This window comes from Microbacterium sp. NPDC089189 (genome assembly GCF_040685095.1).
Classification (GTDB): domain Bacteria; phylum Actinomycetota; class Actinomycetes; order Actinomycetales; family Microbacteriaceae; genus Microbacterium.
Genome location: NZ_JBFBHG010000005.1, coordinates 122811 through 145666, shown reverse-complemented (window position 1 = coordinate 145666; position 22856 = coordinate 122811). Strand labels below are relative to the sequence as shown.

The 22856-nt window shown below is 71.9% G+C and carries 22 protein-coding genes; 11 read left to right on the top strand and 11 right to left on the bottom strand.

The genetic code is table 11. The features are described from left to right. Nucleotides 1–66: 66 nt before the first annotated feature. The 6 genes from AB0N73_RS04705 to AB0N73_RS04680 all read left to right on the top strand — a co-directional run bounded on the left by AB0N73_RS04705 (nucleotide 67) and on the right by AB0N73_RS04680 (nucleotide 6098). On the top strand, nucleotides 67–1878 hold the full coding sequence (locus tag AB0N73_RS04705; RefSeq protein ID WP_363560875.1) for a glycoside hydrolase family 15 protein: 1812 nt from the start codon (nucleotides 67–69) through the stop codon (nucleotides 1876–1878). Then, nucleotides 1868–2758, top strand: coding sequence for an SMP-30/gluconolactonase/LRE family protein (locus tag AB0N73_RS04700; RefSeq protein ID WP_363560873.1), 891 nt, complete (start codon nucleotides 1868–1870; stop codon nucleotides 2756–2758). Before AB0N73_RS04705 ends, AB0N73_RS04700 begins: the two co-directional genes overlap by 11 nt. 44 nt (nucleotides 2759–2802) lie before the next feature. Further along, nucleotides 2803–3603, top strand: coding sequence for an SDR family oxidoreductase (locus AB0N73_RS04695; protein WP_363560871.1), 801 nt, complete (start codon nucleotides 2803–2805; stop codon nucleotides 3601–3603). A 165-nt stretch (nucleotides 3604–3768) separates the two neighbouring features. Then, the gene (locus AB0N73_RS04690; protein ID WP_363560869.1) at nucleotides 3769–5082 is read left to right on the top strand and encodes a hemolysin family protein; all 1314 of its coding nucleotides are present in this window, start codon (nucleotides 3769–3771) and stop codon (nucleotides 5080–5082) included. 119 nt (nucleotides 5083–5201) lie between these two features. Further along, nucleotides 5202–5609, top strand: coding sequence for a glucose-6-phosphate dehydrogenase (locus tag AB0N73_RS04685; RefSeq protein ID WP_363560867.1), 408 nt, complete (start codon nucleotides 5202–5204; stop codon nucleotides 5607–5609). Nucleotides 5610–5678: 69 nt separating this feature from the next. After that, nucleotides 5679–6098: a DUF5684 domain-containing protein gene (locus AB0N73_RS04680; protein WP_363560865.1), complete on the top strand. Its 420-nt coding sequence runs from the start codon at nucleotides 5679–5681 to the stop codon at nucleotides 6096–6098. 6 nt (nucleotides 6099–6104) lie between these two features. On the opposite strand, the gene AB0N73_RS04675 is transcribed toward AB0N73_RS04680, so the two are convergent. From AB0N73_RS04675 to AB0N73_RS04655, 5 genes are all read right to left on the bottom strand, one after another. Then, entirely contained in the window at nucleotides 6105–7334 is a 1230-nt protein-coding gene (locus AB0N73_RS04675; RefSeq protein WP_363560863.1) for a Dyp-type peroxidase, read from the bottom strand. After that, on the bottom strand, nucleotides 7334–7870 hold the full coding sequence (locus AB0N73_RS04670; RefSeq protein ID WP_363560861.1) for a copper chaperone PCu(A)C: 537 nt from the start codon (nucleotides 7868–7870) through the stop codon (nucleotides 7334–7336). Before AB0N73_RS04670 ends, AB0N73_RS04675 begins: the two co-directional genes overlap by 1 nt. A 31-nt stretch (nucleotides 7871–7901) precedes the next feature. Next, nucleotides 7902–8501, bottom strand: a complete 600-nt coding sequence (locus tag AB0N73_RS04665) for a copper resistance CopC family protein (protein WP_363560859.1) — start codon at nucleotides 8499–8501, stop codon at nucleotides 7902–7904. Between the two features lie 140 nt (nucleotides 8502–8641). Continuing rightward, nucleotides 8642–9262: a hypothetical protein gene (locus AB0N73_RS04660; protein ID WP_363560857.1), complete on the bottom strand. Its 621-nt coding sequence runs from the start codon at nucleotides 9260–9262 to the stop codon at nucleotides 8642–8644. Nucleotides 9263–9299: 37 nt separating this feature from the next. Then, a complete protein-coding gene (locus AB0N73_RS04655) occupies nucleotides 9300–10229 on the bottom strand; it encodes a diacylglycerol kinase family protein (RefSeq protein WP_363560855.1) in 930 nt (309 codons plus the stop codon). A gap of 153 nt (nucleotides 10230–10382) precedes the next feature. Between AB0N73_RS04655 and AB0N73_RS04650 the strand changes: the two genes are divergently transcribed. Next, nucleotides 10383–11048 (top strand): ArsR family transcriptional regulator, encoded by a 666-nt coding sequence (locus tag AB0N73_RS04650; RefSeq protein ID WP_363560853.1) that lies wholly within the window; start codon nucleotides 10383–10385, stop codon nucleotides 11046–11048. A 12-nt stretch (nucleotides 11049–11060) separates the two neighbouring features. Here the strand turns inward: AB0N73_RS04650 and fdhD are convergent, their stop codons facing one another. Both fdhD and moaA read right to left on the bottom strand, forming a co-directional pair. Beyond that, entirely contained in the window at nucleotides 11061–11897 is an 837-nt protein-coding gene (gene fdhD / locus AB0N73_RS04645) for a formate dehydrogenase accessory sulfurtransferase FdhD (RefSeq protein WP_363560851.1), read from the bottom strand. Nucleotides 11898–11899: 2 nt separating this feature from the next. Then, on the bottom strand, nucleotides 11900–12955 hold the full coding sequence (gene moaA / locus AB0N73_RS04640) for a GTP 3',8-cyclase MoaA (RefSeq protein WP_363560849.1): 1056 nt from the start codon (nucleotides 12953–12955) through the stop codon (nucleotides 11900–11902). A gap of 208 nt (nucleotides 12956–13163) precedes the next feature. Between moaA and AB0N73_RS04635 the strand changes: the two genes are divergently transcribed. The 4 genes from AB0N73_RS04635 to cydC all read left to right on the top strand — a co-directional run bounded on the left by AB0N73_RS04635 (nucleotide 13164) and on the right by cydC (nucleotide 19298). Continuing rightward, nucleotides 13164–14612 carry a cytochrome ubiquinol oxidase subunit I gene (locus AB0N73_RS04635; RefSeq protein WP_363560847.1) on the top strand — a complete coding sequence of 483 codons (1449 nt, stop codon included), beginning with the start codon at nucleotides 13164–13166 and terminating at the stop codon, nucleotides 14610–14612. Between the two features lie 9 nt (nucleotides 14613–14621). Continuing rightward, a complete protein-coding gene (gene cydB, locus AB0N73_RS04630; protein ID WP_363560845.1) occupies nucleotides 14622–15653 on the top strand; it encodes a cytochrome d ubiquinol oxidase subunit II in 1032 nt (343 codons plus the stop codon). Between the two features lie 103 nt (nucleotides 15654–15756). After that, nucleotides 15757–17595, top strand: a complete 1839-nt coding sequence (gene cydD, locus AB0N73_RS04625; protein ID WP_363560843.1) for a thiol reductant ABC exporter subunit CydD — start codon at nucleotides 15757–15759, stop codon at nucleotides 17593–17595. Continuing rightward, entirely contained in the window at nucleotides 17592–19298 is a 1707-nt protein-coding gene (gene cydC / locus AB0N73_RS04620) for a thiol reductant ABC exporter subunit CydC (RefSeq protein WP_363560841.1), read from the top strand. The genes cydD and cydC overlap by 4 nt, the downstream gene beginning before the upstream one ends. A 223-nt stretch (nucleotides 19299–19521) precedes the next feature. Here cydC and AB0N73_RS04615 read toward each other — a convergent pair whose 3' ends face one another. The 4 genes from AB0N73_RS04615 to modA are packed head-to-tail and all read right to left on the bottom strand — an operon-like array spanning nucleotide 19522 to nucleotide 22856. Further along, nucleotides 19522–20115, bottom strand: a complete 594-nt coding sequence (locus AB0N73_RS04615; RefSeq protein ID WP_363560839.1) for a GNAT family N-acetyltransferase — start codon at nucleotides 20113–20115, stop codon at nucleotides 19522–19524. Between the two features lie 40 nt (nucleotides 20116–20155). Beyond that, on the bottom strand, nucleotides 20156–21256 hold the full coding sequence (locus AB0N73_RS04610) for an ABC transporter ATP-binding protein (RefSeq protein ID WP_363560837.1): 1101 nt from the start codon (nucleotides 21254–21256) through the stop codon (nucleotides 20156–20158). Next, nucleotides 21253–22062, bottom strand: a complete 810-nt coding sequence (locus tag AB0N73_RS04605) for an ABC transporter permease (RefSeq protein WP_363560835.1) — start codon at nucleotides 22060–22062, stop codon at nucleotides 21253–21255. Before AB0N73_RS04605 ends, AB0N73_RS04610 begins: the two co-directional genes overlap by 4 nt. Beyond that, nucleotides 22059–22856, bottom strand: a complete 798-nt coding sequence (modA, locus tag AB0N73_RS04600; RefSeq protein WP_363560833.1) for a molybdate ABC transporter substrate-binding protein — start codon at nucleotides 22854–22856, stop codon at nucleotides 22059–22061. The genes AB0N73_RS04605 and modA overlap by 4 nt, the downstream gene beginning before the upstream one ends.

Genomic DNA, 22856 nt, shown 5'->3' with positions numbered 1-22856 from the left:
GTACCCACGACGGGCGCTTCGTGCAACCCGGCGGCTGCGGCGGCTGCGGCTGCCTACCGTGGTGCCATGCCGACACCCGGGACCACCCCCGCCACGCCCCTGCGCGACTACGCCCCGATCGGCGACGGCAGGACGGTCGCGCTGATCGCCCGTGACGGCGGCATCGACTGGCTGCCCGTGCCGAACCTCGATTCGCCACCCGTCTTCGCCCGTCTGCTCGATGCCGAGAACGGCGGCTCCATCGAGCTCGCGCCGGTCGATGCCTACACCGTGCGACGTCGCTACATCCCGCGGACCAACGTGCTCGAGACCACCGTCACGACCGACAGCGGACGCGCGCGGATCACCGACGCGCTCGTGACCGGTGTGGCCGGCCGGCTGCCGTGGGCCGAGCTCGCGCGGCGCATCGAGGGCATCTCCGGCCAGGTGGCGTTCACGTGGCGGGTGCGACCGGGCACGCGGCTGCAGACCGCATCCCCGTGGATCGAGACGGTCGGCGAATCCTGCATCCTGCGCGTCGGGAACACCTCGCTCGCGGTCGTCGGCGACGGGATCGGCGGCCCGCACGCGGACGCCGACGGCGGCACCACCGCGTCCGTGCACGGCGACTTCGAGACCGAGGAGGGAAGCCGCCATCTGCTGGTGCTCGTCGCCACCGACGGCGAACCCCTGCACCTCCCGGATCCCGCGAACGTGCACCGGAGCATCGATCGCACGATCGAGGGGTGGCGCACCTGGTCGCGGGAGTTCTCGTACGAGGGCCCGTGGCAGGCGGCCGTGCAGCGCAGCGCCCTCGCGCTCAAGCTGCTCGTCTACGCGCCGACCGGCGCCATCGCGGCCGCGGCGACCACCTCTTTGCCCGAGAACCCCCGCGGCGGCAAGAACTGGGACTACCGCTTCGCCTGGGTGCGCGATCTCGCCTACACCGCGCACGCGCTCGTCCGGTTCGGGCTGCGTGAGGAGACGCACGCCGCGATCTCGTGGCTGCTGCGCACGATCAAGCAGAACGGCCCGGAGCTCCACGTGCTCTACACGCTGGACGGTGACGTGACCGAGGGCGTCCAGGAGAGCGACGTCGACGGCTGGGACGGCATCGGACCGGTCGTATCGGGCAATCCCGCGCACGGTCAGCTCCAGCTCGGGGTGTACGGCGACCTCTTCTCGATCTGCCGCACCTACGTGGACGCCGGCAACGTGCTCGACGTCGCCACCGGGCGCATGCTCGCCGCGATGGCGGATCGCACGTGCGATCTGTGGCGCAACCGCGACTCGGGGATGTGGGAACTGCCCGAGCTGCAGCATTACACCTCGTCGAAGATGGGCTGCTGGCAGGCGCTCCGCGACGCGGTGCTGCTGGCCGAGGCCGGCGCGATCCCGGGCTCGGCCGCCCGCTGGTCGGCCGAGCGCGACCGGATCGCGGAATGGGTGGCCCAGTACGGCTGGTCCGACCGGGCGCAGTCCTACGTGATGTACCCCGGCACCACGGATCTCGACACGTCCGTGCTGCTGCACGCCGAGAGCGGGTTCGATCGCGGCGAGCGGATGTCGGCGACGATCGACGCGCTCACGGAGCGTCTCGGCGCGGGCCACCTGCTGTACCGCTACACGGGCATGGACCAGGAGGAGCACACGTTCGTCTCGTCCGCTTTCTGGCGGGCGGGCGCCCTCGCCTGCGTCGGCCGTCACGACGAGGCCGTCGCCGCGATGGACGACCTCGTCGGCCGCGCGAACGACGTGGGGGTGTTCTCCGAGATGATCGCCGAATCCGACGGCGCGTTCTGGGGCAACCTGCCGCAGGCGCTCAGCCACCTCGCGGTGGTCAGCGCCGCGCTCACGATCCGCGAGCTCGTGCCGGCGGAGGCGCTCGGTGGCCGCTGATCCGCGGGTGTTCCGAGCGGTGCGATCCGTGCTGGTCGAGAGCATCTTCTGGGACGCCCGCACCGAGGAGCTCGCGTGGGTCGACATCACCGCGGGCACGTTCCACCGGGGGCGCCTGGACGGCGATCCGGACGGGTCGGACGACCGTGTCGTGGCGCTACCCGCGCCGGTCAGCGCCGTCCAGCCGTCCACGGGCGACGGCTACGTGGCCGCGCTCAAGGACACCGTGGTGCTCCTGGACGCCGACGGGGTGATCACCGGCACGGTCGCCGCCGTGCCGCATCGACACGGCGGCATCCGTTTCAACGAGGGCAAGGTCGATCCGTTCGGACGCTTCGTCGTCGGCGCGATGAACACCACCTCGGATGCACCGGATGCGGCGCTGTACTCGTTCGGCGCGGACGGGTCGGTGCGGGTCCTGCGCGGAGGCTTCGGCGTCGCCAACGGAATGGAGTGGTCGGACGACGGTCGCGAGATGTTCGTCACCGACACGGCGACGCGGACCGTCTACCGCGGGGCGTACGGCCCGCAGGCAGAGGCGCTGGGAGCGCTCGAACCCTACCTCCGGGGCCGGATGTCGGACGGCCTGGTGCGCGCGGACGACGGTTCGTTCTGGAACGGCCTCTACGGCGACGGGGAGGTCGTGCAGTGGAGCGCCGACGGCGAGATCGCCCAGACGCTCTCCGTTCCGGCGCCGAACGTCACCTCCGTCGCCTTCGGCGGACCGGGCCGGGACACCCTGTTCGTCGGCACCGCCCGGGAGCAGCTCCGCGAGGAGGATCTCGTGTCGGCGCCGCTCAGCGGCGCCATCTTCGCCTTCACGGGGCTGGGCAGCGGCCGGCCCGTGCACACCTTCGGCGCGCCCGCAACGGCACGTTGATCCGGAATCGGGCGACACCGTCGCCCGGAGAGAAAGGACAGGACATGGACCTCGGTATCGCCGGCAAGAAGGCACTGATCACCGGAGGCGACTCCGGTATCGGATGGGAGACGGCGCAGCTCCTGCTCGACGAGGGCGCGACCGTGGTCATCAGCGACCTCGACGCCGCCGCCCTCGACAAAGCCGCATCGAAGCTCGCGGCCGAAGAAGGCCGTCTGTTCGCCTTCGCGGCCGACATCACCAGCCTGGACTCGCTGGCGGAGCTCGACGCGAACGTCCAGGAAGCGGTCGGCGACATCGACATCCTGGTGCAGTCCGCCGGCGTCACCGGCGCGCAGGGGCTCTTCCACGAGATCAGCGACGAAGGCTGGACCAAGACGATCGAGATCGACCTCCTGGGGCCGGTGCGCCTGATTCGTCAGTTCCTTCCTGCCCTTCGGACCGGCGGATGGGGCCGGCTCGTGCTGCTCGCCTCGGAGGACGCGGTGCAGCCGTACGACGACGAGCTGCCCTACTGCGCGGCGAAGGCCGGCATCCTGGCGCTCGCGAAGGGTCTCTCGCGCAGCTACGCCTCCGAGGGGCTGTTGGTCAACGCGGTCTCACCCGCCTTCATCCACACGCCGATGACCGACGCGATGATGGCCAAGCGCGCCGACGAGCTCGGCGTGACGAAGGTCAAGGCGATCGAGTCGTTCCTCGCCGAGGAGCGTCCGTACATGGAACTCGGGCGCCGGGGCGAGCCCGCCGAGGTCGCCGCGGTCATCGCCTTCCTCTGCTCGGAGCGCGCGTCGTTCGTCAACGGCTCGAACTACCGGGTCGATGCCGGATCCGTGGCCACGATCTGAGGATCGGGTGTCTCGAACGGGCCCCGGCCGGGCGGTTTCTCGGTTTTCCGCGCGGCCGGGCCCCTACGATCGGACCATGACACACTCTGCCGATTCCTCCGACAGTCATGAACCCAGCGCCCGGGTGACCCCGGGCGCGTCCGTGTGCACACAGGAGGTCGGCCGATGAACGGCGACCTCCTTCTCAATATCGTCCTCGTCGTCGTTTTCGTCCTGATCGGTGGCGTGTTCGCCGCGACCGAGATGGCTCTCGTCACGCTTCGCGAGAGCCAGGTGAACGCGCTCGCACAGCGCGGCAAGCGCGGGCAGAAGGTCGCCGACCTCGCCCGCAACCCCAACACGTTCCTCTCGGCCGTGCAGATCGGCGTCACGGTGGCGGGCTTCGCGTCGGCCGCGTACGGTGCGTCGTCGATCGCTCCGTCGGTCGCGCCGCTGTTCGTGGGCTGGGGCGTCGGCGAGACCGCTGCATCCACTCTCGCGACGATCGTGCTGACGCTGATCATCGCGTACCTCTCGCTCGTCCTCGGCGAGCTGGTGCCCAAGCGACTGGCGATCCAACGCAACGCCCAGTTCGCCTACGGCGTCGCCCCCATCCTGAGCGGCTTCGCGCGGCTCATGCGCCCGGTCATCTGGCTGCTGTCGGTCTCGACGAACCTGCTCGTGCGCCTGCTCGGCGGCGACCCGAACAAGAGTGGCGAGGAGATGACCGAGGAGGAGCTGCGCGACATCGTCTCGAGCCACGAAGGGCTCCCCGACGACGAGCGCCGCATCCTCGACGACGTCCTGTCGCTGCGGCACCGCCAGCTGAGCGAGGTCATGCGCCCTCGCCCCGAGGTGGTGGCGCTCGACGCGCAGGGCTCGGTCGCCGACGCCATCGGCCAGGTGCACGATCTTCCGTACTCGCGCTACCCGGTCGTCGACCAGTCCATCGACGACATCAGCGGGTTCGTGCACGTGCGCGACCTGTTCGAGGCGGCGACCGACGATCCGGCCCGCCCCCTCCACACGATCGCACGCCAGATCACGTACCTCCCCTCGACCGCACGGGTCCTGCCGACCCTCACAGCCATGCGGGCGGAGGGGCATCAGATCGCCGTCGTCGTCGACGAGTACGGCGGCACGGACGGCATCGTGACCCTGGAAGACCTCGTCGAGGAGGTGGTCGGTGAGATCTTCGACGAGTACGACACCGACATCACCGCCGATCTCGCGGCCGGCGATGCCGGGCGCGTGGACGGACGACTGAACCTGCAGGACTTCGAGGAGGCCACCGGGATCGCGCTCCCCCGCGGCACCTCCGACACGATCGCGGGCTACGTGGTCGAGCGGCTGGGCCGCCTCGCCCGGGTCGGCGACACGATCGAGGTTCCCGGAGCGACCGTGCAGGTCGCCGCTGTCGACCGTCGCCGCATCTCGGAACTCCTGGTCACGCGGCCCATCGGCGACGACGACGCCGACGCCGCATCCGACCAGGACTGACCGTGGAGGACCCCGGTCGCCCCGCAGGGCGCCGGGGTCCTCTCCCGTGGCCTACCGTGGAAGGGTAGGAGCGCGCGCCATCCCCGTCACGGCGGCATCCTGCCCGGAAGGACACCCCCGTGAAGATCGCCTCTTCCGCCGACTGGCGCGAGAACATCCCCTTCGAGACACCGTTGCTCGTGTCCGAGCTGGCCCCCGGAGAACCGGGTCGCTGCGCAGGATGCGGCGCCGCATCCGCTCCGCTGCCGCGCACGGAACTGTGGGCGGTCAAGCACCGGCATCCGAACGACCACAGCGGTTTCGTGCGGTTCTACTGCGCCGAGCACAAGCCGGAGCCGAAGCCAGTCGCCGTCGTCGCCCCGACCCCCGCGACGCGAGCGACCCCGGCACGGAAGAAGGCCACCGCACCGCGGCAGCCCTCGACCAAGCCCAGCATCCCCGAGCGGGCTCGCGCCGTGTGCCCGGACTGCTTCGTCGAGGCCAACGCGAACGGCGTGTGCGGAATGTGCGGCGAGAAGGTCGGCTGACCACGACACGCGGCGCGCACCTGCGCTACTCTCCCCCTGCGTCGATCCGCGACGCGCAAAGGGGGGAACATGAACACGGAGAGCTGGTGGGACGCCTACGCGGCGTGGACCTCGGCCTGGTACGTCTCGATTCCGAGCCTGGTGATCGCCGTGCTGCAGATCGCGGGCACCTGGGCGACGTTCCGGAAGGCCGGGCGGCCCGGCTGGGCGGCGATCGTGCCGTTCTACAACGCCTACACCTACCTCAAGGTGGGCCAGAAGCCCGGCTGGTGGCTGATCCTGTGGATCCTGCCGATCGTCGGCCTGGTCATCACGATCATCACCGCGCTGGCGATCGCGCGGAACTTCGGCCGCTCGGCGCTCTTCGGCGTCGTCGGGCTGTGGTTCTTCCCGTTCGTCGGATACCCGATCCTGGGATGGGGCAGCGACACCTACCGGCCCGTGGACGACGGGTCGATCCCGCCGTCCACGGCGCCGCAGCCGGCCTGAGGCCGCTCAGCCGAGCAACGTCTCACCGATGTACCCGCCGGGCGCGCACCCCGGCGGGATCGCGAACACGGCGGAACCGATCGGCGTCGTCCACTCGTTGAGCAGATCGAGCTCGTCGAGCCGCCGTTGGATCGGCACGAACTGACGCTCCACATCGGCCTGGAACGACACGAAGATCAACCCGGCGTCGGAGATCGCACCGGCGCCGGGTGCGTCGTCGTAGTTGTAACCGCGGCGGAAGATCTTCTCGCCCTCGTTCTCACTGCGTGCGCGTCGCAGGTGTGAGAACTCCGGGATGACGGGGAACCCGATGGCCGTGGTCGCGGCGAAGTCGGGTTCGTCGAACTCCGCGGTACCGGTCAGCGGCGCGCCCGTGGACTGGAAGCGTCCGACCGACTGGTCGCGTCCCGGGCGGTCGAGGCGATCCCACGCATCCAGATCCATGTGGATGCGTCGTACGACCGCGCCGGTGCCGCCGGCGAGCCATCCCTCCTCCGCCCACACCACACGATCGAACTCCGTCGTGCCCGGAAGCGGGTTGGACGTGCCGTCGACCTGACCGAACAGGTTGCGCATCGTCGTGCCGGGGCGCTCCGAACCGTGCGCACGTCGGAAGCCGCGCTGCGTCCAGCGCACGGAGGTGAAGCTCCGCGCGTCCTTCAGCAGCATGCGCACGGCGTGCGCGACGGTCACCTGATCGTCGGCCGCGACCTGGACGAGCAGGTCTCCGTCACCGAAGTCCGGCCGGAGGCGGTCGATCGTGAAAGCGGGAAGCGGAGCGAGCCAGGACGGCACGGCGCCTCCCGCTCGCGCGACGAGACCGGGGCCGAACCCGAAGGTGACGGTCAGACGCGCGGGCGTGACGGCGAGCTCCGGCTCCGAGTCGGCCAGCGCGGGTTCGCCCTGCGTCATCCGCGCGGCGTCGTCGCTGAGGATGCGCAGGAGCCGGCGCAGTCCCTCCCGGTCGACCTCGGGCGCGAGATCGAGCGCGACGAACACGGCGTGCGCCTGGGCATCCGTGTCGATCCCGGCCTGGTGCGCACCGTGGAAGGGCACCGTCGCCGTGCCGTTCAACGGAGTCGATGCCCCGGCCTCGGCCGTGCCGCCGCCGCGGACGGCCGCATCGATGCCGATCGCCGCGACGGCGCCCACCCCGGCGACAGCCCCTCCGAAGAGGAACTGCCGCCGGGTGGCGCCGGTGCGATCGGTGCGGGGTGTGCGATCGCGTGCGGGCATCAGTGCTCCATGTCCATGTCCGCGTCGCCGCCCTCGTAGTTCTCGTTGGCACCGGCGTAGTCCTTCACCGGCGCCGTGAACGTGAACCGCGAGTCGTCGGCGAAGACGAGCGTGAACGTGACCTCGTCCCCCGCGACGAGCGGCGCTGCGAGGTCCATCAGCATGATGTGGTCGCCGCCGGGAGCGAGATCGAGCGAGCCGTGCGCCGGGATGACGAAGCCGCCCTCGATCTGACGCATGACCATCGCGCCGGACTCGTTCTCGACGGTCTCGTGCAGCTCGAGCATCGAGGAGGCCTCGGAGAGGGCGGCGGTGACCGTCACGTCGGTGTCGCCGTCGTTCTCGATCGAGCCGAAGCCGGCGGACATCCCGGAGTCGGCGGACGTGACCCACGCGTCGGTGACCGAGATCGCATCGGCGGCGGGCGCGGCATCGGTCACGGCGGGTGCCGGGGCGCCCGCGCACCCGGTGAGGGCGAGAGCGGCCAGCGCGAGGCCGACGATGCCGGCGCGGGTGCGGAAGGAGAGAGTGTTCATGAGTGTGCCTTTCGAGAGGAGGGACGGCCGGTCACGGACGCGGGCCGTCGGCGTCGTCGGCGGGGTCGCGACGACGCAGGAGGTGGATGATGAGCAGGACGGCGGTCGCGACGATCGCACCGCCGAGACCGATGAGAACGACCCGGACCACGCCGCCGTCCTCGGACGCCGCGGTGTCCGTGCCCGCGGCGTCGGGGGCCGCCGTGCTCGCCGCCTCGGAGGGCGACGCGCTCGGTACGGCGGTGCGCACGAGCGGCTCGGCGTCACCGACGGCGAACGGGATGACCCCCGAGATCGGATGGCCATCGCTCGAGACGACGCGCCACCGCACCTCGTATCCCCCGTCGGGCATGTTCTCCGTCAGGGGGACGGACACCGAGGTGCCCGAGACGACAGCGGGACCGGCGACCCAGTCGTGATCATCGGCGTCGGCCACGATGACGAGGGCCCCGACGTCGAGGACCTCGGCCGAGTAGTCGAGCTCGATGGCTGTGGGAGCGGCGGCGAGCTGCTCGCCGTCGGTGGGCGTGCTCGCGACGAGTTCGTCGTGAGCGGATGCGGGCAGTGCCGCGGTCAGAACGACCACGGCGGCCAGCCCCATCCCTGCCGCGAGAACGCGGAATCGGGACATGGAGAAACCTTCCGTCGAACGCCCGAAGGCGTCGGAGATGCCGGGAGACCCGGCGCGGGCGCAGGCGTGCGCGGGAACACGGGAGCGCACGGCGTGCCCGTGTGAGCGCCTCCCCACCGCGCAGCGGTCGGGACAGCGGATCAGATCGCGGAGGCGAGCGGCGGACCGCGGCGAGGAAGGAGCGCCGGTGCCGGTGCCGACGGAGGCGGCGGGAGAAGACGGTGCGCAGCCGCGTGGATGCGGCGCGCGACGACGGGACGAGGAACCCGGATGGCGGCGAGGATCCGGCGACGTACCCACCGGGTGATCTCGCCCTGCAGCGCGAGGAGCGCCAGCAGCGCGCGTTCACCCCGGTGCAACGCCAGGACGGTCACGGCCCCGGCGGCGACGTGCCACATCCACATCGTGGCATCGGCGACGAGGGCGGCCGACGACGCGTCGGGCGCCGACATGACCATGCCGGCGGTGTGCACGTGTCCGGCCGGGATCGCGGAGCCTGCGGACGGGGCGAAGGTGCCGAGAACGAAGAGCAGGTGGAAGAGCACCTGGCTGAGGGCGACGCCGATGCCGGTGCGGATGACCGAGGTCCGGCGGCCGGACAGCGCCAGGCACACCACGACCGACAGCAGCCACGGCACGACGATGCCGATCCAGGCCGGCATCTGCCCACCACCGGCGACGTGCGAGAGCAGAGCGACGAACGTCGCCACGGAGGCTGCCGTGACACCGCGCGCGAGGCGTGGAGTCGAGGAGCGCCGCATGGCCTCATTCTCGCAGGTCACGCGACGCGTGCGGCTCTCAGCTGACGCGCAGGGCGCCCGCCTCGATGCGCGCCTCGAACGCGGTGACCTCGCCGACCTCTTCGCCGTCGATCTCGAACGCGCGGGGCTCGGAGAGCTCGACGCGCACGCGCGTGGCCTGCCCGTGGCGGGCGCTCTCGGTGCTCGTGGCGGCACGGTCCTTGTCGAAGAGACGCATCACGCCGTTGTCCCAGACCGCGGCGCGGAAGGTGTCCATCCACTCGAGCGGCCCGGCGGCGCTGAGCACGAGCAGATCGAGCTGGCCGTCGTCGAGTTCGGCATCGGGGAAGAGCGTGACACCGCCCTGGATCGCGCCGCAGTTGCCGATCAGCAGCGTGTGCGCCTCGACCTCCGCGGCCTCCTCGTCGTCGACGGCGACGCTCACCGAGAGCACGCTCGAGGTCGACAGCGCGCGCCCCATCGCAGCGACGTAGGCCAGCCAGCCCGCCCGCGACTTGAGGTCGTCGTCGGTCTCGGCCAGCATCTGCGCGTCCAGGCCGAACCCGACCATCACGACGAACGCGTGGGACTCGACGCCCTTCTCCGTCGTCATGTCGACGACGCCGATGTCCATCGCCCGCGGCTCCTCCGTGACCGCACGGCGGAGGGCGGCGGGCACGCTCAGCAGCGGCACGCCGAGGTTCCGCGCCAGCAGGTTGCCGGTGCCGCGCGGCACGATGCCGAGCGTCACCCCGGTTCCGGCGAGCGCCTCGGCCACGGCGCGGACGGTGCCGTCGCCGCCCGCGGCGATGACCAGCTCGCACCCCGCCTCGACCGCGGCGCGCGCGGGACCCTGGCCCGGATCTTCGGGGGTCGTCTCGAACCACTCGGGCTCGGTGTCGGGGCTGACGGAGGCCCACGCCCGCTCCAGCTCCTCCCGCTTGGTCTTGCTCGGGTTGAAGACGATGCCGGTGCGCACGGAGGCCATGGAGACACTCTCTCACCTCGCGGGGCCCCGCCCGTACCCGTGCTATGGGGCGCGGCGGCGCGTGTCGCGGCCCACGGCGGCTTCCGATCCCCCGCCTGAGAAATGTTGTGGTCTGACCTTTCAATTCGCCGCGAAAAAGCGCACAATGAACACATGACCCGTCCCGGCTACAGCGCCATCTCCAGCTACTCCCGAGTGCAGATCCTCCACGCCCTGCAGAAGCGCGGCCAGCGGACGATCACCGAGCTGTGCGAGGCCACCGACCTGCACGCCAACACGGTGCGCGAGCACCTGCAGCGCCTGATCGACGGCGGCTACATCGTGGCCGAGACAGAGCGGCGCACGACCCGCGGACGCCCCCGCGTGCTCTACAGCACGACCTCCGACCGGCAGGGGCTGAGCGCCGTCGCCCAGCGCAAGGTGCGGGAGGCCGCCCAGCGGGGCGATCTGATGCGCCGCGTGATGCCGTGGACCGACAGCGCCGAGAGCGGCCTCTCCTCCGATGCCGTCCACCAGATCGACGCTCTGATCGAGGATCTCGGAGATGCCGGGTTCGACCCGATCGTCGACGAAGCCGAGCTCACCGTCGACATCTCCCCCTGCCCCAACGCCGGCGCGGACCCCGACCACCGCGAGACGCTGTGCGCCGTGCACCTCGGCCTGATGGACGGCGTGCTCGCCGAAGCCGGCGGGCCGCTGCGCGTCGACCGGATGGCGGCATCCTGCGATCCGCGCAACTGCGTCGTGCGCCTCATGAAGATGCGCTCCGCCGAGCCCGTCGTCAGCGGCGTGTCCAGCCCGCAGCCCGCGCGCGTCTGAGCGCGCACGCGCTCAGACCGTCGCGAGGATCCGCTCCGGCCGGCTGTAGACGTTCAACGACGGCGCGCGCACGAAGCCCGCGAGGGTGAGCCCGGAGGTGACGGCGAGCTCGACGGCGAGCGACGACGGTGCCGACACCGCGGACAGGATGGGGATGCCGGCCATCACGGCCTTCTGCACCAGTTCGAAGCTCGCCCTGCCCGACACCTGCAGCACGACCGAGCGCAGCGGCAGCAGGTCCTGGAGCAAGGCCCAGCCGATGATCTTGTCGACGGCGTTGTGGCGCCCCACATCCTCGCGGACGACGAGGAGCTCCCCCGCCGCGTCGAACAACGCGGCGGCGTGCAGTCCGCCCGTCTTGGCGAACACCGCCTGCTCCGCACGGAGCCGCTCGGGATACTCGACCAGTCGCGCCGCGTCGACGACGGCGTCATCCTCAGCCACGTCGTACCGCGACACCGTCTCGACGGCCTCGATCGACGCCTTGCCGCACACGCCGCACGAGCTCGTCGTGTAGAAGTTCCGCGCGACCTCGGGCGCCGGCGGCGCGACGCCGGGTGCCAGGGTGAGATCGAGCACGTTGTACGTGTTCTCGACGCCGCCCGTGCCCGGCCCTCCGCAGTGGATGGCCCCCGAGAACTCGTCGCGGCGGGCGATCACGCCCTCGGAGACGAGGAAGCCGGCGGCCAGCTCCACGTCGTGGCCGGGCGTGCGCATCGTGACGGCGAGTGGCGTCCCGGCGACGCGGATCTCCAACGGCTCCTCGACGGCGAGCATGTCGGCCCGACGCGTCGGCTCGGAGCCGACCGAGAGGCGCACGACGGGACGGCGCGCGGTGATCCGGCCCATGCTCAGCCCCCGATCGCGTTCATCCCGCGCGCGGGCTGCAGGAAGGAGGGGTCGTCGATCGCGTGCCCGGCGAGCTTGCCGCCCACGCAGGAGCGCAGCATCGCGTCGATCGCGGCGTCATCCTCGCCGCCGCGCATGATCGGCACGAGGTCGTACTCGGTCGTCGAGAACAGGCAGTTGCGCAGCTGTCCGTCGGCCGTCAGCCGCATCCGGTCGCAGTCGCCGCAGAACGGCGCCGTGACCGAGGCGATGACGCCGACGGTGTGCGGACCGCCGTCGAGCGTCCAGCGCTCGGCGGGAGCGCCGCCGCGACCGGGCACCGGCGTGAGCTCCCAGCGCGTGCGCAGCGCCTCGAGGATCTCGTCCCGCGTGACCATGCGCGTGCGGTCCCAGGTGTGACCGGCATCCAGCGGCATCTGCTCGATGAACCGCATCTGCGCGCCGTGCTCGACGGCGAAGGCCACGAGATCGACGAGCTCGTCATCGTTCACGTCGCGCATCGCGACGGCGTTGAGTTTGAGGGGCCGGAGTCCGGATGCGGCCGCCGCGGCGATCCCCTCCAGCACGTCGTCGAGCCGGTCCCGGCGGGTGAGCGCGGCGAAGCGCTCGCGCTGGATCGTGTCGACCGAGATGTTGAGGCGCTGCAGTCCCGCATCCACCAGGGCGGGAAGCACCTCGGGGAGCCGGATGCCGTTGGTCGTCATGGCGATCGAGACGGGGCCGTCGGGGCTCTCGATGACGGACAGCCGCCGCACCACGTCGACGATGTCGCGGCGCAGCAGCGGCTCGCCGCCGGTCAGCCGGAAGGTCGTGATGCCCGCGGCGGCCGCGACCCGCGCCACGCGCTCGATCTCGTCGATGGTCAGGATGCTCTCGCGGGCCAGCCATTCGTTGCCCTGCTCGGGCATGCAGTAGGTGCACCGCAGCGAGCATCGGTCGGTGAGCGAGATGCGCAGATCCCGGTGCACGCGACCGAAACCGTCGACGAGGGGGGACCCCGGCGCCGACGCCTGGGCGACAGGCGGGCGGGAGCGGATGGCCACGGGGACAGCCGTCATCGCCGGGCCTCCGCTCGCTCATCCGCCATGCACCGAGCGTACGGCCCTCTCCGCGGGTGTCGGGCCGTGCGACCCCGAAACGCGCTCTCGGATTATTCACGGCCAGCACTCGGATTAGTGGTCTTACCTTTTGCGAAACTAGGTCCAACCTGCGTCGACCCCGTCTCGAAGACGACCCCGGCCGCCGCAGCCGAGAAGGGGACGCTCGATGGAATTCTTGGATCCGCTCGCGCTCGCGCGCTGGCAGTTCGGCCTCACGACGCTGTACCACTACCTGTTCGTGCCGCTCACGCTCGGGATGGGTCTGATCGTCGCGATCTTCCAGAGCGCGTGGGTGCGCACCGGCCACACCAAGTGGCTGCAGCTCACCCGGCTGTTCGGCAAGATCTTCCTCATCAACTTCGCCATGGGTGTCGTCACCGGCATCGTGCAGGAGTTCCAGTTCGGCATGAACTGGTCGGCCTACTCGCGCTTCGTCGGCGACGTCTTCGGCGCTCCCCTGGCATTCGAGGGGCTGCTGGCGTTCTTCTTCGAGGCGACCTTCATCGGTCTATGGATCTTCGGGTGGGATCGCCTGTCGCGGCGCCTGCACCTCGCCACCATCTGGATGGCGTGGATCGGCGCGGTGATGTCGGCGTACTTCATCCTCGCCGCCAACTCGTTCATGCAGAACCCGGTCGGCTACCAGATGGCCGAGGACGGCGGTCGCGCCGAGCTCACCGACATCTTCGCCGTGCTGACCAACCGCGTCGCGCTGGCCACCTTCCCTCACACGATGTTCGCCGCGATCATGTTCGCCGCGGCCGTCGTCGTCGCGGTGGCCGCCTGGCACATGGCGCGCTCGCAGCACGTCGAGGCCATGCGTCCGGCCCTCCGGCTCGGGATGTGGATGGTGCTCGGCTCGTTCATCGGCGTCGCGCTGTCGGGCGACCAGCTGGGTCTGCAGATGGTGGCGACGCAGCCCATGAAGATGGCCGCGGCGGAGGCGCTGTACAACACCGCCTGCGGGGCGGATGCGTCGTTCTCGCTCTTCTCCCTCGGCACCCCCGACGGGACGAGCGAGATCTGGTCGCTCCGCGTGCCGTACCTGCTGTCGTTCCTGTCCACCCACACCCTCGACGGCTGCGTGGAGGGCATCAACAACCTCAACGCGGACTACACCCAGGCGTGGCCGATGTTCGCCGACCAGCTCGGCGGCGAGCTCCCCTTCGCCCCGGTCATCTGGGTCACCTACTGGTCGTTCCGCTGGATGATGGGCTTCGGCGCGGTCGCCGCCCTCATCTCCGTCGTGGGCCTGTGGATCACGCGCAAGAAGGCCACGCGCACCGTCCCGCAGTGGGCATGGCGCGTCGCGATCTGGTCGGCTCCGCTGCCGCTGCTCGGCAGCCTCACCGGGTGGGTGTTCACCGAGATGGGCCGTCAGCCGTGGATCGTGTTCGGCCTGATGCTGACCGAGGACGGCGTCTCCCCCAGCGTCCCGGGGTGGAACGTGCTCATCTCGCTCATCGCCTTCACGCTGATCTACGCGGTGCTGGCCGTGGTCGAGTTCGGCCTCATCCTGAAGGCCGCGCAGAAGGGCCCCGAGCCGATCCCCGAGAAGTCGCCCGACGGCGACTCCGACGACGCCGACACCTCCGTCCCGACGACGGTCTACTAGGAGAGCGCCATGGACCTTCCCTACATCTGGTTCTTCATCGTCGGCATCCTGTTCGTCGGCTACTTCGTCCTCGACGGCTTCGACTTCGGGGTCGGGATGTCGCTGCCGTTCCTCGGAAAGGACGACATCGGGCGCCGTCAGATCATCAACACGATCGGCCCGGTCTGGGATCTCAACGAGACCTGGGTGATCGTCGCCGGCGCGTGCCTGTTCGCGGCCTTCCCGGAGTGGTACGCCACCCTGTTCAGCGGCTTCTACCTGGCGCTCCTGCTGATCCTGTTGGCGCTCATCGTGCGCGGCGTCTCGTTCGAGTACCGCCACCAGCGCGACAGCCTGCGGTGGAAGAAGGGGTTCGACACGATGATCGTCGTCGGCTCCGCGGTGCCGGCGTTCCTCTGGGGCGTCGCGGTGGCCAACATCGTGCAGGGCGTGCCGCTGGACGCCGACCACGAGTTCACCGGCTCGCTCCTCACCCTCCTCAACCCCTACGGGCTGCTCGGCGGCCTGACGACCCTGCTGCTGTTCTTCACCCACGGCGTGTACTTCGTGGCGCTGAAGACCGACGGGCAGGTGCGGAAGGACGCGCGCGCCCTGGCGGCGAAGTCCGGACTGCTCACGGTCGTCGTGGCCGCGGCGTTCCTGGTGTGGACCGTGCTGAACGCCGCGGGCGCCGCCGCTCCGGCGCTGATCCTGGTGATCGTCTGCGCAGCCCTCGCCGCCCTCCTGCTCGTCGCGTCGCTGCTGGCGAACGCGACCGACCGCGAGGGCTGGGCGTTCGGTTTCGGCGCCGCGACCGTCGCGTTCGCGGTGCTGGCCCTGTGGCTCGCGCTGTTCCCGAACGTGATGCCCTCCAGCACGGACCCCGCGGGCACCCTGACGATCGAGAACGCGTCGAGCACCGACTACACCCTCACGATCATGACGTGGGCCGCGGTGATCTTCCTGCCGCTGGTGCTGCTGTACCAGGGCTGGACGTACTGGATCTTCCGCAAGCGCGTCACCCGCTCGCGGATCGAGAAGGCGGCCGCTGTCGCCCATTGAGACCGCCGCCGTGCGGTTCGGTCCCCTTCGGACCGCACGGCGGCACCTCCGTCCGCGACCTCGCCGCGGACGGGTCCGCGAACAGATGAGGCAGGATCGTCTTGTGACCACGGATGCCGCCGACGCGCCCCCGCGCGAGAGCAACCGGCCCGTCGACCCGCGCCTGCTGCGTTACAGCACCGCGTCGCGGGCGTTCCTGGTGGTCACCGCCGCGATCGTGTTCGCGCAGACCGGTGTGATCATCGGGTTCGCGTGGCTGCTCACCTGGACGCTCGTCGGAGCCATCGAGGGAGCACCGATCGAGTCGCTCCTGCCGGCACTCGCGGGCGCCGCCGGGCTCGCCCTCATCCGTGGGCTCCTCATCGCCGCCTCCGAGCGGACGTCGGCCATCGGCGCCGCCCGCGCCTCGCTGCAGCTGCGTGACGGGCTCGTGCGCGCGGTCGAGCGTCTCGGCCCCGCCTGGCTCTCGCAGCGCAACAGCTCGGCGCTGGCGATCACCGCGGGCCACGGCCTCGAAGCACTCGACGCCTACTTCGGCCGCTACCTGCCGCAGCTGGTCGCCACGGCCATCACCCTGCCCATCCTGCTGCTGACGATGCTGATCGCCGACCCGCTGTCGGGGATCATCGTCGTGCTCACGATGCCCCTCATCCCGGTGTTCATGGTGCTCATCGGGCTCGCGACGCGCACCGTGCAGAAGCACCAGTACGCGACGCTGCAGCGGCTGGCCGCGCGCTTCTCCGACACGATCGCCGGGCTCGGCACGCTCAAGGTGTTCGGGCGTCATCACCGCGCCGCCGACAGCATCGAGACCGTCACCCGCGACTACAAGCGCGAGACCATGACGGTGCTGCGGGTGTCGTTCCTGTCGGGCTTCGCCCTCGAGTTCCTCGCCTCCATCTCGGTCGCGATCGTGGCGGTGGAGATCGGCTTCCGCCTCCTGGGCGGGCACATGCCGCTGCTCGTCGGGCTCTTCGTGCTGCTCCTGGCCCCCGAGGCCTACCTCCCGCTGCGGCAGGTGGGCGTGCAGTTCCACGCCGCCGCCGAGGGCGTGGCCGCCACGGACGAGATCTTCACCACCCTCGATGCCGCCCGCGCCCTCCCCGCCCCTGCCCCTGCTCCGGCCGCCGGTAGTGGCTCCGCAGGCGGTGTCGCCGGTGGTGTCGCCGGTGATGTCGCCGGTGGTGGTGCCGCCGCCGGTTCTTCTCACGCCGCCACCTCTGCTCATTCGTCGCAGATGCGGGGTGGCGCGGAGCGCAACCCCGCATCTGCGACGAATGAGCTGCTGACGGCGCGGGGGATGACGGTGCGCCGGGGCGAGTACCTCATCGGGCCCGTCGACCTCACGGTGCGCGCCGGCCAGGTGCTGCTGCTGGAAGCCCCGAGCGGCGCCGGCAAGTCGAGCATCATCGCCGCGCTCCTCGGCTTCGCGCCGTTCGAGGGCGTCCTCGAGGTGGCCGGCCGCGCGTGCGACACGGATGCGGCCGCGCGCGGGATCATCGCCTGGTCCGGGCAGCGGGCGGGGCTGCTGGCGGGCACCGTGGCCGAGAACGTCAGCCTGGGCGACCCGCATCCCGATCAGGCCCTCGTGAGCCGCTGCCTCGCCGAGGCACGCGTCGATGTCAGCGCCGACGTCACGCTCGGCGCGACCGGCGCCGGCCTCTCGGGCGGTCAGGCGCAGCGGGTGGCCGTCGCCCGGGCGCTCTACCGCCTGCGGCGCACGTCCGCGCGCGTGCTCGTCCTCGACGAGCCGACGAGCGCATTGGACGCCGACATCGAGGCCGCACTGTGGGAGACCGTGCGGCGTGTCGCCGACGACGAGGATGCGGGGGTGCTGCTCGTGTCGCATCGCACCTCGGCGCGCGCCATCGCCGACACCGTCGTCACCCTGCCACTGCCCACCGGCGTGCCCGTCGACTCCGAGACGGAGGACGCCCGATGAGGACCACCGACGTTCTGCGCTCTGCCCAGCCACCGCTCCGCCAGTTCTCGTGGGCGCTCGCGGCGGGCGTCGGCACCGCTGTCAGCGCGATCGCCCTGCTCGGGGCCAGCGCCTGGCTGATCGCGCGCTCCGCCGAGCAGCCGGCCGTCATGTACATCACCGCCGTCGTCGTCGCGATCCGCGCGTTCGCGCTGGGCCGCGGGGTGTTCCGCTATCTCGAGCGGCTCACCGGGCACGACGCGACTCTGGGGCGCCTGGCGATCGTGCGCGCGGCTCTCGTGCGCCGGATCGTGCCGCTGGCGCCCGACGGGCTGGGAACCACACGGCGCGGCGCCCTGCTCTCGCGCCTCGTCGATGACGTCGATGAACTGCAGAACCTCCCGCTGCGCGTCGTGATGCCGCTCGGCGTCGCCGGTCTCGCCTCGCTCGCGAGCGTCGTGTTCGTGGCGCTGCTCTCTCCCCCGGCCGGCGCCGTGCTCGCCGTCTGCCTGATCGTCGCCTTCGCGCTGGCGGTCTGGGTGGGCTGGCGCGCAGGCGCTCGCGCCGAGCGCGCCGTCGCGCCGCTCCGCTCACGCCTGGCCGACGCGCTCGTCGACGAGTTGACCTCGCTCGACGTGCTCACCGCCTTCGATGCCACCGACACCGCGCACGCCCGCATCCGCGCCGCCGACGAAGACCTCCGCGCGGCCACCGTGCGGAGGGCGGGCGCGCAGGGTCTCACCTCGGGTGCGGTGTCGCTGCTCGCCGGGGTCGCCTCGCTGTTGACGCTCGTCGCCTGCATCGGCGTCCTCGGGCAGGGCGGATTCGATGGGCCCGCACTCGCCGTCGTCGTGCTGCTGCCGATGGCCATGTTCGAGGTGTTCGGGCCCGTCCCGCTCGCCCTCGCTTCGTGGCGCCAGGTGCGGACCGCGGCGGAGCGCATCGCTGCCACGGTGCCCGACGAGGTGCCCGCCGGGCTCCCGCGGGACGAGCCCGCGCCCACCGGCGTCGCGCCCACCCTCGGCGCAGGCCTGACGCTGCGACGCGTCGGCGCACGCTGGCCGGATCGCCCCGCCGGCAGCACCGCGGCCGATGGCGGCGCGGCCGCATCCGTCGACGACGCGGGACGACTCGTCGACATCGACCTGCGGGTCGCCCCCGGCGAGCGTGTGCTGGTCACGGGCCCGAGCGGCGCCGGCAAGACCACGCTCGCACACGTGCTCGTGCGCTTCCTCGACTACGACGGCTCGTACCGGATCGGGGATGTGGAGGCTCGCGACATCTCCGGCGACGACCTGCGCCGCACCGTGGGCCTGTGCGAGCAGTCGCCGTACCTCTTCGACGAGTCGCTGCGCCAGAACCTGCTCTTCGCCCGCGACACGGCGCGCGATGACGACCTGTGGGACGTGCTCGAGCGCGTGGGCCTGGGCTCATGGGCGCGAGGGCGCGGCGGCCTCGACGCGTCGCTCGGCGAACGCGGCGCACTCGTCTCGGGCGGGCAGGCGCAGCGCATCGCGCTCGCCCGCGCGCTGCTCGCCGCGTTCCCCGTGCTCGTCCTGGACGAGCCGACCGCGGGCGTGGACCCCGCCGCATCCGACGCCCTGCTGACCGACCTGCTCGGCGCCGTCGGCGAGGACCGCGCCGTCATCCTCGTCTCGCACGTGGCGGTCCCCGCCGGACTCGTCGACCGCGAGGTGCGCCTGGAATCCGGCCGCCTGGCCTAGCCCCCTCGGCTCGACGCGCCTCCTCTCCTGTCGGCGTCGCCTCGCGCTGGGCGACCCCAACGACATCGGCGGGAGGAGATCGAGCGAAGGGAGGACCGAAACCCGCGGATGGGTCCTCCGCTGGCTCGATCCCCTCCGCTCGGCGGCGACGCGGCGGCGCAGCGCGGCGCAGCAGCAGGGCGGCGCAGCAGCGCACCGCGACAGCGGGCCGCGGTGAGCTGCCTCAGAGGGCGAGGGCGAAGGCCTGCGCGCCCGGCGGGGAGGGCAGGCGCACGAAGCCGAGGCGGTCGTAGAAGGCGGCGGCGCCGGTGTTGTCGGCGGCGGCCACGAGATGGACGCCCGTCACGCCGCGGAGGCGGAGCTCCTCGAGGGCACGGTCGATGAGCCGGCGTCCCCAGCCCTGTCCCTGGAGCTCGGGCAGCAGGTCGATGTGCAGGTGCGCGGGATGCGTGTCGCCGAACGGCTCCGCGCCGGCCCGGCGGGCGTCGGCGTACGCCAGCAGGTCGCGCGTGCGGTCTGCCGCCTCGGGCACCGCGAAGCGCGCCCGGCGGCCGGGCCACCACGACTCCCCGAACCAGTCCTCGAACGCACGCGTGTCGTCCGTGGCCACGACGTAACCGGCCACCCGATCGTCATCGGTGGCGACCACGAACGCGAGATCGGGATGACGCGCCACGTACGGCAGGACGAAGATGTCGCCCCAGAGCGCATCGTCCTCGAGCAGGCCCGTCGCATCGGCCCCGGCATCCGCGGTGCGCAGGCAGATGTCGGCGAGCGCGGCCTCGTCGCCGGCACGGAACGGGCGGATGCGGCTCATGCTCCGAGCCTAGGACGAGCCCCCGATCGCCGCGCCGCCGCTATGCCGGAAGCACTCGAACGTCGTCGGCGTCGACGGCCAGACGGAGGGGGGTGCCCGGACGCAGATCGTGGACGGCGAGGTCGTCGAGGGTCGCGTCGACCGCGATTCCGGCGTCGACGGTGTGGATGCGGACACCGCTGAGCGTCGGCTCGACCCGGGCGACGGTGGTGCGCCACGTCCCGCCCGCCTCCGCCCCCTCCGCCGCCTCCGCCGAGGACGCCGCGACGATGCGCACCCGCGCGGGACGGAACACCGCGGCCACCTCGGCGCCGCGCGCCGCACCGGGCACGTCGGGTGCGGGCACGGTGATCGCGCCGCAGCGGATGCCGCCGGGCACCGCGGTGCCGATGATCCGGTTGAGCCCGGCGAGCGCCGCGACGAAAGGGGTGGCCGGGGCGCGCAGAATGTCGCGCACCGCGCCCGCCTGGGTGACGCGACCCCCCTCGATCACGGCGACGCGGTCGGCGATGGCCACCGCATCCACGGCATCGTGGGTGACGAACACGCAGGTGCGGCCGGCCAGGTGCTCGCCGAGCAGGCTGCGGATGCCGTCGGCGGTCACGGGGTCGAGCGAGGTCAGGGGCTCGTCGAGGAGCACGAGCCGCGGCTCGGCGGCGAGGGCGCGCGCGATGGCGACCCGCTGCTGCTGCCCGCCCGAGAGCTCCGCGGGCCGGCGCGCACCCGCGCCGTCGAGGCCCACGCGGGCCAGCCACTGCTCGGCCTGCGCCCGCGCCGCACGGGCCGGAGCGCCCGATGCGCGCAGGCCGAAGGCGACGTTCTCGCGCACGTCGAGGTGCGGGAACAGCCGGGGATCCTGCCCGAGCAGCACTGTGCCGCGGCGCGCGGCGGCGATCTGGGCACCGGGCTCCGACAGCACGTCGCCGGCGAGCGTGATGGCGCCCTTCTGCAGCGGGATGAGGCCGGCCATCGCCGCGAGGAGCGTCGACTTGCCGGCACCGCTCGGACCCATGACCGCCACGGTCTCGCCCGCGGCCGCGGCGAGCTGCGCGGTCAGGGTGAAGCCGGGATGCGCGACCGTCACGTCGACCTCGAGCATCGCCGCGCCGGCAGCCGGACGCGCGGCGGAGACGCCGCTCATCGCACGGCCCCCGGTCGCCAGGCGCGGACGAGCAGCAGGACCAGCACGGCGGTGGCGAGAAGCAGGAGGGCGAGGGCGACGGCCGTGCTCTGCGCGACGCCCGATCCGTTGAAGGCCGTGTAGATCGCGAGCGGCATCGTCTGCGTGACCCCCGGGGCGTTGCCGGCGAACAGCGCCGTCGCCCCGAACTCGCCGATCGCCCGCGCGAAGCACAGCACGGTTCCGGCGATCAGCCCCGGTGCCGCCAGCGGCAGGGTGATCCGGCGCAGCACCGTCCAGCGCCCCGCGCCGAGCGCTGCCGCCGTCTCCTCGAACCGCGTGCCGGTGGCGCGCAGCGAACCCTCGAGAGCGAGGACGAGGAAGGGCAGCGCGACGAAGGTCTGCGCGAGCACCACGGCGGCGGTCGTGAACGGCAGCCGCACCCCGATACCGCCCAGGATGTCGCCGAACCACCCGTTGCGGCCGAAGAGGTAGAGCAGCGCCACACCCCCCACCATCGGCGGGAGCACGAGCGGCACCGTGACCAGGGCGCGGAGCACCGCCGCGACCCGCGCCCCGGAGCGGGCGATGAGCAGAGCGAGCGGCACGCCCACCAGGACGCAGATCGCGGTGGCTGTGAGGCCCGTGCCGAGCGAGAGTCCGAGCGCGGAGAGCGCCACGGGCGAGGTGATGTCGGCGGCGAATGTGGCCCACTCGACGCGGCCCACGAGAGCGACGAGGGGCAGGACGAGGAACCCGATCCCGAGGACGGCGGGGACGACGAGCGAGCGCGGAACGAACCCGCCCGTCCGCCCGCCGCGACTCATGCGGGCCCGAAGCCGAAGGACTCGAGGATCGACCGGCCGCGCTCGCCCGCCACGAACGCGACGAACGCCGCCGCGTTGCGCGGCTCGGGCGCATCGGTCAGCGCCACGATCGGGTAGTGGTTGACGACCTCGTCCGCCCCGTCCGGCACGATCGACTCGACGCCCTCGGCGTCCACCACATCGGTCGCGTAGACGAGCCCGGCATCCGCCTCACCCGCGGCGACCTTGGTCAGCACCGCCGTCACGTTCTGCTCGGAGCTCGCCGGCGTCACGGTGACTCCCGCGTTCTGCAGCAGCGTCTGGGATGCGGCGCCGCACGGCACCTCGGGCGCGCACAGCACCACCGTCGCATCGGCGTCGGCCAGATCCTCGAGCGAGGTGATGCCCGCGGGGTTGCCGGCCGGCACGGCGATGACCAGGGTGTTCGAGGCGAACAGCACCGGGTCGGCGGCGAGCCCGCCGTCGACCACCTTGGCCATGTTGTTCTCGTCGGCGGAGGCGAACACGTCGGCCGACGCGCCGCCCAGCAGCTGCGTCGCGAGCGTCGACGATCCGTCGTAGGTGATGGGCTGCACGTCGACGCCCGGGTTCTCCTCTTCGAAGGCCTCGGCGATCTCGTCGAACGCGGCGCCGAGGGACGCGGCGGCGAACACCGTGAGGCTGCCCGTGGGCGCGTCGTCGCCCGAGGGGACGGATGCGGAGGGGGCCGGATCGGCGGCCGCGCTGCATCCGACGGCCAGCAGGGATGTGGCCACGAGCGCGACGGCGGCCAGCGAGACACGGGAGAGGCGCAT

Excerpts from the sequence above, each read along its gene's own strand:
- modA (WP_363560833.1), bottom strand. The coding sequence starts at position 22,856 with ATGCGCCTCTCCCGTGTCTCGCTGGCCGCCGTCGCGCTCGTGGCCACA.
- AB0N73_RS04610 (WP_363560837.1), bottom strand. The coding sequence starts at position 21,256 with ATGAGCGGCGTCTCCGCCGCGCGTCCGGCTGCCGGCGCGGCGATGCTC.
- cydB (WP_363560845.1), top strand. The coding sequence starts at position 14,622 with ATGGACCTTCCCTACATCTGGTTCTTCATCGTCGGCATCCTGTTCGTC.
- AB0N73_RS04670 (WP_363560861.1), bottom strand. The coding sequence starts at position 7,870 with ATGAACACTCTCTCCTTCCGCACCCGCGCCGGCATCGTCGGCCTCGCG.
- moaA (WP_363560849.1), bottom strand. The coding sequence starts at position 12,955 with ATGACGGCTGTCCCCGTGGCCATCCGCTCCCGCCCGCCTGTCGCCCAG.
- AB0N73_RS04605 (WP_363560835.1), bottom strand. The coding sequence starts at position 22,062 with ATGAGTCGCGGCGGGCGGACGGGCGGGTTCGTTCCGCGCTCGCTCGTC.
- AB0N73_RS04660 (WP_363560857.1), bottom strand. The coding sequence starts at position 9,262 with ATGCGGCGCTCCTCGACTCCACGCCTCGCGCGCGGTGTCACGGCAGCC.
- AB0N73_RS04650 (WP_363560853.1), top strand. The coding sequence starts at position 10,383 with ATGACCCGTCCCGGCTACAGCGCCATCTCCAGCTACTCCCGAGTGCAG.
- AB0N73_RS04680 (WP_363560865.1), top strand. The coding sequence starts at position 5,679 with ATGAACACGGAGAGCTGGTGGGACGCCTACGCGGCGTGGACCTCGGCC.
- AB0N73_RS04665 (WP_363560859.1), bottom strand. The coding sequence starts at position 8,501 with ATGTCCCGATTCCGCGTTCTCGCGGCAGGGATGGGGCTGGCCGCCGTG.
- AB0N73_RS04655 (WP_363560855.1), bottom strand. The coding sequence starts at position 10,229 with ATGGCCTCCGTGCGCACCGGCATCGTCTTCAACCCGAGCAAGACCAAG.
- AB0N73_RS04695 (WP_363560871.1), top strand. The coding sequence starts at position 2,803 with ATGGACCTCGGTATCGCCGGCAAGAAGGCACTGATCACCGGAGGCGAC.
- AB0N73_RS04705 (WP_363560875.1), top strand. The coding sequence starts at position 67 with ATGCCGACACCCGGGACCACCCCCGCCACGCCCCTGCGCGACTACGCC.
- cydC (WP_363560841.1), top strand. The coding sequence starts at position 17,592 with ATGAGGACCACCGACGTTCTGCGCTCTGCCCAGCCACCGCTCCGCCAG.
- AB0N73_RS04690 (WP_363560869.1), top strand. The coding sequence starts at position 3,769 with ATGAACGGCGACCTCCTTCTCAATATCGTCCTCGTCGTCGTTTTCGTC.
- AB0N73_RS04675 (WP_363560863.1), bottom strand. The coding sequence starts at position 7,334 with ATGCCCGCACGCGATCGCACACCCCGCACCGATCGCACCGGCGCCACC.
- fdhD (WP_363560851.1), bottom strand. The coding sequence starts at position 11,897 with ATGGGCCGGATCACCGCGCGCCGTCCCGTCGTGCGCCTCTCGGTCGGC.
- AB0N73_RS04635 (WP_363560847.1), top strand. The coding sequence starts at position 13,164 with ATGGAATTCTTGGATCCGCTCGCGCTCGCGCGCTGGCAGTTCGGCCTC.
- AB0N73_RS04615 (WP_363560839.1), bottom strand. The coding sequence starts at position 20,115 with ATGAGCCGCATCCGCCCGTTCCGTGCCGGCGACGAGGCCGCGCTCGCC.